5 protein-coding genes and 1 tRNA gene are annotated in these 9,104 nt (G+C 51.3%); 4 read left to right on the forward strand and 2 right to left on the reverse strand.

What is annotated here, in order from left to right; all coding sequences use genetic code 11:
• Positions 1-59 precede the first annotated feature (59 nt).
• Positions 60-3,629, forward strand: a complete 3,570-nt coding sequence (gene nifJ / locus ACJMNB_RS10800) for a pyruvate:ferredoxin (flavodoxin) oxidoreductase (RefSeq protein WP_405342309.1) — start codon at positions 60-62, stop codon at positions 3,627-3,629.
• A 105-nt stretch (positions 3,630-3,734) separates the two neighbouring features.
• A complete protein-coding gene (locus ACJMNB_RS10805; protein WP_405342311.1) occupies positions 3,735-4,598 on the forward strand; it encodes a hypothetical protein in 864 nt (287 codons plus the stop codon).
• Positions 4,599-4,659: 61 nt separating this feature from the next.
• On the opposite strand, the gene ACJMNB_RS10810 is transcribed toward ACJMNB_RS10805, so the two are convergent.
• On the reverse strand, positions 4,660-4,977 hold the full coding sequence (locus tag ACJMNB_RS10810; protein ID WP_405342313.1) for an STAS domain-containing protein: 318 nt from the start codon (positions 4,975-4,977) through the stop codon (positions 4,660-4,662).
• Positions 4,978-5,181: 204 nt separating this feature from the next.
• Between ACJMNB_RS10810 and ACJMNB_RS10815 the strand changes: the two genes are divergently transcribed.
• Positions 5,182-5,257 (forward strand) — tRNA-Asp (locus ACJMNB_RS10815).
• Between the two features lie 108 nt (positions 5,258-5,365).
• Positions 5,366-7,927 carry an FISUMP domain-containing protein gene (locus ACJMNB_RS10820; RefSeq protein ID WP_405342315.1) on the forward strand — a complete coding sequence of 854 codons (2,562 nt, stop codon included), beginning with the start codon at positions 5,366-5,368 and terminating at the stop codon, positions 7,925-7,927.
• Positions 7,928-7,979: 52 nt separating this feature from the next.
• Here the strand turns inward: ACJMNB_RS10820 and ACJMNB_RS10825 are convergent, their stop codons facing one another.
• Positions 7,980-8,903 carry a sugar phosphate nucleotidyltransferase gene (locus ACJMNB_RS10825; RefSeq protein ID WP_405342317.1) on the reverse strand — a complete coding sequence of 308 codons (924 nt, stop codon included), beginning with the start codon at positions 8,901-8,903 and terminating at the stop codon, positions 7,980-7,982.
• Positions 8,904-9,104 lie beyond the last annotated feature (201 nt).

A 9,104-nucleotide genomic window follows, 5' to 3' on the forward strand; every position in this document is an offset into this window, starting at 1 on the left:
AAAGGCGCTTTTAAATCAGAATTTTTTTTGAAATAAAACTCATAACTGGAGACACACACATGGCAAAAAAGATGATTGCGTGTGACGGTAACGAGGCCACCGCTAGCGTAGCGTTTGCTGTTAGCGAAGTTGCTGCTATTTACCCGATTACACCGTCTAGTCCTATGGCTGAGCACGCCGACAACTGGAGTGCTGCTGGTAAGAAGAATATTTGGGGACAGGTTCCCCGCGTGTTTGAAATGCAGTCCGAAGGTGGCGCTGCCGGTACCGTTCACGGTGCTCTGCAGGCCGGTGCTCTGACCACGACCTTCACCGCTTCCCAGGGTCTTCTCCTGATGATCCCGAACATGTACAAGATTGCGGGCGAACTGACCCCCACGGTCTTCCATGTGACTGCTCGTGCCCTCGCCATGCAGGGTCTTTCTATTTTCGGTGACCATTCCGACGTGATGGCCTGCCGCCAGACCGGTTTCGCCATGCTCGCCTCCAGCTGCGTGCAGGAATGCCAGGACCTCGCTCTCGTGGCCCACGCTTCCACCCTCGAAAGCCGCGTTCCGTTCATGCACTTCTTCGACGGTTTCCGTACCTCTCACGAAGTGATGAAGATCGAAGCTCTCGAAGACGGCGTTATCCGTAACGTTATCGACGAAAAGTATGTGAAGGCTTGCCGCGAACGCTGCCTCACTCCGGACCGTCCGACCATGCGCGGTACCGCTCAGAACCCGGACGTCTACTTCCAGGGCCGCGAAACGGTGAACCCGTTCTACAACAAGGTCCCGGAAATTGTCCAGAAGTACATGGACAAGGTCGCTAGCTACACTGGCCGTCAGTACCACATCGTGGACTACGTCGGTGCCGCCGACGCTGACCGCGTGATTATTTCCATGGGTTCTTCGACCTGCACCATCGGTGACACCGTCAAGTACCTCAACTCCAAGGGCGAAAAGGTCGGTCTCGTCAACATCCGCCTGTACCGTCCGTTCCCGATGGAAGCCGTCGTTGCTGCCCTCCCGAAGACTGTCAAGAAGATTGCCGTCCTCGACCGCTGCAAGGAACCGGGTTCCGCTGGCGAACCGCTCTTCCAGGACGCCCTGACCGCTATTTCCGAAGCCGTGATGGCCGGCAAGATGGCTATGCCGAAGATGATCGGCGGCCGCTACGGTCTTTCCTCCAAGGAATTCACCCCGGCTATGGTCAAGGCCATTTACGACGAACTTGCCAAGGACGCTCCGAAGGCACGCTTCACCGTCGGTATCAACGACGACGTCTGCCACACAAGCCTCACCATCGACCCGAACTTCAAGCTGGAAAGCGACTTCTTCCAGGCTATGTTCTTCGGTCTGGGTTCCGACGGTACCGTGGGTGCCAACAAGAACTCCATCAAAATTATCGGTAACGAAACCGACAACTACGCTCAGGGCTACTTCGTTTACGACTCCAAGAAGTCCGGCTCCATGACCACCTCTCACCTCCGCTTTGGTAAGAGCATCATCGACGCCCCGTACCTGATTGGTGAAAACGAAGCTGACTTCGTGGCTTGCCACCATACTCCGCATCTCGAATCCATCGACATGCTCAAGTATGCCAAGGTCGGTGCTACGTTCCTCGTGAACACCCCGCACTCCGCCGACACCGTCTGGGATACCTTCCCGCGTCCGGTGCAGGAAGCCATCATCAAGAAGCAACTCAAGGTGTACGTGATCGACGCTTACGCCGTTGCCGCGAAGACCGGCATGGGCCGCCGCATCAACACCGTGATGCAGACCTGCTTCTTCTCTAAGCTCGGTAACGTGCTCGATGCCGAAACCGCCATCAAGTACATCAAGAAGTATGCCGAAAAGACTTACGCCAAGAAGGGTCAGGAAGTGGTCCAGAAGAACTGGGACGCTATCGACGCTTCTCTTGCCAACCTGTTCGAAGTCAAGGTTCCGTCCGCTGTCACCAGCAAGAAGGAATTCCGCGCTCCGATCCACGGCAACGCTCCGGCATTCGTGAACGAAGTCACTGCCGAAATCATCAAGGGCAACGGCGAACAGCTCCCCGTTTCCAAGATGCCTTGCGACGGTGTGTTCCCGACCGCTACTACCAAGTACGAAAAGCGCGACCTCGCCCTCAACATCCCGTCCTGGAATCCGGACGCTTGCGTGCAGTGCGGCAAGTGCGCCATGGTCTGCCCGCATGCAGCCATCCGCGTGAAGGTTGTCGATGAAGCCGCCGTGAAGAACGCTCCGGAAGGCTTCAAGTACACCCCGGCCAAGGGCTTCAAGCTCGAAGGTTCCGACAAGCCGGTGTTCGCTATTTCCGTGTCCAGCTACGACTGTACGGGTTGCGGCGTTTGTACGCAGGCCTGTATCGGTAAGGACAAGGCCGACGAAACCAAGAAGGCCATCAACATGGTGCCGCAGGAACCCATCAAGGTCCAGGAAGGCAAGTGCTGGGACTTCTTCGTCGATCTCCCGGAATTCGACCGCACCAAGGTCAACAAGAACCTCGTCAAGCAGGCCATGCTCCTCGAACCGCTGTTCGAATTCTCCGGCTCCTGCGCAGGCTGCGGCGAAACCGCTTACGTCCGCCTCGTTTCTCAGTTGTTCGGTGACCGCATGGTTGTCGCCAACGCTACGGGTTGCTCCTCCATTTACGGCGGTAATCTCCCGACCACTCCGTGGGCAAAGAACAAGGAAGGCCGCGGCCCCGCTTGGGCGAACTCCCTCTTCGAAGACAACGCTGAATTCGGTCTCGGTATGCGCCTCGCTATCACGAAGCATGCCAAGCAGGCTTTGAGCCTCCTCGAAGCCGTGAACGTTCCTGCCGAACTCAAGGAAAAGCTCACGACCCAGGAGCAGAATGACGAAGCCGGCATCAAGGCCCAGCGTGAAAACGTCGCCGCCCTGAAGGCAGCCCTCGCCGGTGCTACCGACGAAGCTTCTGTAAGCCTCCGCGACGAATTCGCCGATTACCTCGTGAAGAAGTCCGTGTGGATCTTCGGTGGTGACGGTTGGGCATACGACATCGGTTACGGTGGTCTCGACCACGTGATGGCCACGGGTGAAAACGTGAACATCTGCGTCCTCGATACCGAAGTGTACTCCAACACCGGTGGACAGGCTTCCAAGGCCACGAACCGTGGCGCAGTCGCCCTCTTCGCTGCCGCTGGTAAGCGCGCCGGCAAGAAGGACCTCGGCCTTATCGCCATGAGCTACAAGAACGTGTACGTGGGCCGCATCGCCCTCGGCGCAAACGACGCTCAGGCACTGAAGGTTCTCCAGGAAGCAGAAGCACACAATGGTCCGTCCCTGATTATCTGCTACTGCCCCTGCATCAACCACGGCTTCGATCTCAACAGCCAGCTTACACACCAGAAGATGGCTGTGGATTCCGGTTACTGGACTCTGCTCCGCTACAACCCGGCTCTCGCCGCCGAAGGAAAGGCTCCGCTTATCCTCGACTCCAAGAAGCCGACGATCCCGGTTGCAGAATACATCTACACCGAAAACCGCTACAAGCAGCTCACCCGTAACAACCCGGAAGTTGCCAAGAAGCTCGCCGACGACCTCCAGAAGGAAGTGGACGCTCGCTACGCATTCTACGACGCGATGTCCAAGGATACTGAAGGCCTGATCAGCCTGTAAGGAATGTCTTCCCCGCTAACGCGGGGATCTCCCTTTACAAGAAACGCCCCGTCACCAAAAGTGACGGGGTGTTTTTTATATTTTATCCATAACATGGAGGAAAACATGAAGTTTTTCATTTTCAGTTTGATGTTGGCAGCGGCAGCCCATGCCATTACTTGTACAGAAGGACATTTCTTATTTTCGAAAGACAAGGGCAGTTTTTACCTTAATGAAGACGATGTCATCATTGATAAATACTTTGTGGATTTCATCGATAGCGAGGACTCCAGTTCTTATAAATATATACGTGAGCAAGGTCGAGTTGTAATTGAACGCGAAATGACAGACCGAGGTGCATTAACATCGGATACAAACGTCTTTTATCTGATAAACGACATCAACTCCCCTGCTGTAGACAACAGCATCGCTTACACCAAAAGCCTTCTCGGCGATACAACGCTTATAGAAGCCATTTTAAGAGAACCAGGCGATGATGAAAATGAGGCTAGCGTTACAGAAGTTCGTATGAAATTTTTTAAGAATGGTGCCACAGCCAATTATCATGAACTCACCCCAAAAGACCAGCAATATATTTCTGAAATTCACCTGAAAAATGACACCCTATTTAGTTTTAACATTTCATCATCAAATGATACAGTCGGTTATTCTTTCATTGTGAACGACAAAGACGACAAACAGGTATGCCACGAATTCTACAAGATGAAAGAAGACGCAAGCTCCAGCAATATGGAAACCCGAGAACTCACCGACCGTTACTACAGGGTTAAAGAGAACGAAACGGGATTTGTCTTCGAAAAGGTCAGGGAATATCGAATTGACCAGTATTTCATGACCTACACCGATGGCCACACGACTTCCATCGCCAAGCGCCCCGTCGCACGCATGAAACAGCCCAGCCGAAATTATTACTTCGACACCAAGGGCCGCAAACAATTTAAGGCGATTCCCTACCGGGTGCAGTTCTAGCAGAATATTTTTAACAAAGCACCCCGTCACTCAAAAGTGGCGGGGATTTTTCAATTTATAATCAAGCGATATTCAGCAGGCTCATAAAGCCGGTCAATTCCAGAACATCACGGACGCCCTCATGCAAATTGATAAGCGTCATTTTGCCCTTTTCGGCATTCATCTTCTTTTGCGAAGTCAAAAGTACCCGGAGCCCTGCAGAAGAAATGAAATTGACCTTGTCAAAATCAGCAACGATATTTTTGCATTTAGAACAAGCAGACGCCATTTCGGCTGCAAAAATTTCCGCTGTCGAAGATTCAATTACACCATGCAACGAGAGTGTCAAAGTTCCACCATTTTCAGAAACTTCGACACCAAATTTTGGATGTCCAAACATGACAAACACCTCAATAAAAAACACCAGTACAATATTAAGTAATCCCCACACCTATTTCAAGAGGCTATTCAAGCACATGTGATTATACGCACTCGACTTTTTTTATCAAAATTCCACTTTTTTTGCCAATATCCCTTGACAGGCGGGAATATTCTTTTTATATTTGGCTCGTTCGGTTAGGAAACTGACCAAACAAAAACCACTGGGGTGGTAGCTCAATTTTGGTTAGAGCACCGGCCTGTCACGCCGGAGGTTGCGAGTTCAAGCCTCGTCTATCCCGCTAAAAAGACCTTCTTCAAGAAGGTCTTTTTTGTTTATTGAGCAAAATTTCTCCCGTTTATATCCTCCTAAACATTTTCTATAATTTACATTGATGTTAGGAGGATTTATGCGATTATCTGCCGCCTTTGTATACGCATTCTTGTTCACGGCCACCGCACTGGTGGGATGTGGCGGAGATGATTCCAACTACGGCACCAATCTTTTCGATAGTCCGTTCAACGATCGGAGTTCGTCTTCGATCACCAAATACAGTTCCTCTTCAAGCTCCCGCAACAGCTCGTCTTCTAGCGAAGACGAAGACTATTTGAGCTCAAGCAGCGACTTCAACGGCAGCGAACAGCTTTACTCCGCAGACACGACAGTCAAGAAAACTTCGGACCTCCCCGATAGCTGTTCCGACTACGACAGGGCCTACGTACAACAGAACGAAAACCTGTACCGTTGCATGTACGGCAAATGGTTCCAGGAAGTCCACAAGATTCCCGAATGCAACGAGAAAAACGAATGGACTTCATACTTCAGGAACTTCCTCTATGTCTGCCAGGACGAAGAATGGCGCGAAATGACCGAGATAGAAGTACGAGTCGGTTTTTGCACGAAAGACAAACAGGGTAAAACCGCCACGGCGGACAACGTGTCGTATACCTGCGACTCCCTGACCTGGAAAAAACAGACCGTTACAGACGTATTCGGAGAATGCAAAGACTCCAATGCCGGCGATTCCATTTTCTACAGCGGAAAAAGCTACGTATGCCGCAAAGGCAACTGGAACACCCTTTCTTCGGAAGAAAAAGAATTCGGCATTTGCACCAAGAGCCGCTCTGGCGAAGTCGTGAACGAAAACAACCGCTACTATTACATCTGCAAGGATTACGCCTGGACATCGACCACCAAGCCCGACGATATTCTTGGCAAGTGCAACAGCTCCAAGACGGACAGCATCTTCCGCATCTCAAGTTCCAGCTACGTCTGCGAAAACGGCACCTGGCGTTCAGCCACATCCGCCGAAACTTCTTACGGCTTATGCAACGCCAAGAGACAGGACAGCATCAGGACCTCGGGCAGCTACAAGTACGTTTGCGACCAGGGAACCTGGCGCTTGGCCACCGCCGAAGAATATTACGGGGCCTGCACCGACTCCCTCAAGGACCAGACCTACGTTAGCAATTCCATTACCTATGCCTGCTTCAACCTCAAGTGGAACGTTCTCCCTGAACCGCCCGTCAGCAGCATGGCTTACTGCACCAAGAAAAACAATGGCGCAACCTACAGAATCTCTAGCAGCAAGACCTACTACGCATGCATTAATTACAAATGGACCACCATCGACTCGCTCTCCTACTATTACGCCTTGTGCATCGCAGATAGCCTGAGTCACAGGATATACCCCAACAAGGACTCCCTGGGCTACGAATGCAAAAAGACCCAGGACAATACATACCAGTGGGTCCGAATGACAATCAAGGAACAATTCGGACTAGAATGCGACGCTACCACCCAAGACACCATGGTGGTGGGCAAAGTTTGCGACAACGGCTCCTGGAGGGCCTACAATGCACTTGAAAAAACAGTCGGCAAATTCTGCACCCAGAAGAACATTGGCGAAGTCATAAAGAGTGGTACAAAGTATTACGAATGTAAATCTACCGGGTGGGAATCCGCAACCGAAACCGATTACCTCTTGTACACCACTCCCTGCAACGCAGACAACGACAGTACCTTTATGAAGGGAAAGCCGGTCATCTTTATGTGCAGCGAAGGCAAATGGTCCATGGTCGTCGGTACCAGCGTGCAGAGCTGCAACATAAGCAACGAAGGTCACGTCGGGTGCGACGACGGCATGACCAAGCTCTACCAATGTCAAAACCGTTCCTGGGTCACTCTCGATCCGATTACTCTCACAGAAGGCATGTGCACCCACAAAAGAGACGGAGAGGTCATCGACTTCAAGAAATGTGAAAACGGTGTATGGAGAAACATTTCATTAAAAGAAAAGTTCGAAGTAACCCCCTGCAGCGAAAAAATCTCTTACGCCGGGCAGACTTACACCTGCACCAACGGAAACTGGTCTATCGTCTATTCGACAGTTACGGATCCTGCCGGATATAGCTACAGAGCCATCAAACTGGGAGAACAGACATGGATGATTGACAATTTAAACTACGCGACACCAAACAGCTGGTGTTACCAGAATATAAATAGCAATTGTAGTACCTTCGGAAGACTCTACACATGGGATGCCGCACAGAAAGCATGTCCTACGGGCTGGCACCTTCCCGATGCCTACGAGTTCCGTGACTTGTTGAGCGCCTTGTCTTACACCGAAATACGCGACCTTGACTACTGGCAACAGGACCCCTATGGTGGTAGCGGCTATGGAGTCACCTTATTCGAACTCAGGGGTACTGGCATACGCACGGACAACGGTACATTCGATTACGACCACCGTTTGGCAGGACTCTGGTATAAAGATTCATCCCTTACAAATGCAGATACCGCTTACGCCTATATCAAGTATGTCGCCTCCACCATTCCTTCAGAGTATTACAGCTCTAGCAACATCCATCACTTTGAAATGGTCGGAAACGGAGTCGTATCAGGTTCGCCACAAGGATACCGCTTTACCAAAGGTACCGGCCTAAATGTCCGCTGCGTAAAGGACGATTAAAAGAAAGCACCCTCAAGGGTGCTTTTAAATTTTAGAGACTAAGCCAATCGGCTTACTCGTGCATAATCACATTATCAAGTGTCTGGCCGCTGACCTTGACTGCGTCCCACAGCACGGCGTTGCTGATGGTGCTGTTCTCGATGACGCAGCCATCGCCCACAGACACGTTCGGGCCAATCGTGCTGTTTTCAATCTTGACATCCTTTCCGATATAGCACGGAGCGATTACCTTCACGCCCGGCAGGTTCACCGAGGCGGAATTGTCAACACGCTTGAGCACATGGGCGTTAGTATCCAGCAGGGTTTCTGCCAGGCCGCAATCCAGCCACTTTTGCACCGGAGCCGTACGGAAGCGGCAACCCCTCTCGAGCATCATCTGGAGGGCGTCGGTCAGCTGGAATTCATTATTGGTGCGGATGTTGTTATCCATCAGGAACTTGAGACACTGCTTAAGGGCCTTGGTATCCTTGATGTAATAGATGCCCACAATGGCTTCGTCAGACACAAATTGCTGGGGCTTTTCCACCAGGCGCATAATGCGACCAGTACCGTCAGTCACGGCCACGCCAAAACGACGAGGATCGCCGACCTTATAGGTATAAAGGATATTTTCGTCCACATTATGGAGAATGGAAAGGTCTGCTTCGAAAAGGGTATCGCCCAAGATAATCAGCAAAGGTTCGTCATCGCCCACAAAAGGCAAAGCGAGGCTAATGGCTTCGCCTAGACCTTGAGGGTCGGACTGGATCACGGTGCGGGTCTTGCCCCAAGCAGGCCGTGTCGTCAAAAAAGTGTCTACAACTTCGGCCTTATATCCCGTAATAAAAATCGTTTCCGAGGGCTTTAAGCTCAGGGAATCATCAACAATCCAATCCAAAATAGTCTTGCCGGCTACAGGAAGCAGGCATTTCGGCACATTCTCGGTGTAGGGCCGCAGACGCAGTCCGTTACCGGCGACGGGCAGAACAATCTTCATTAATCCAAATTCCTCAAAAACAATTTTTTACAACTTCAATATAGCATTTTACGTGGAGCAAAGTTATGGTTAAATAATAATATTGTTGTAAACAACGAAAACAAGGGAAAAACGAAAAAAACCGCCTCGGGGTGAGACGGTTTTTAGTGGATGATGCAGGGGTCGAACCTGCGACCCGCTGATTAAGAGTCAGCTGCTCTA

This window comes from Fibrobacter sp., from assembly GCF_045131395.1.
Taxonomy (GTDB): Bacteria; Fibrobacterota; Fibrobacteria; order Fibrobacterales; family Fibrobacteraceae; genus Fibrobacter.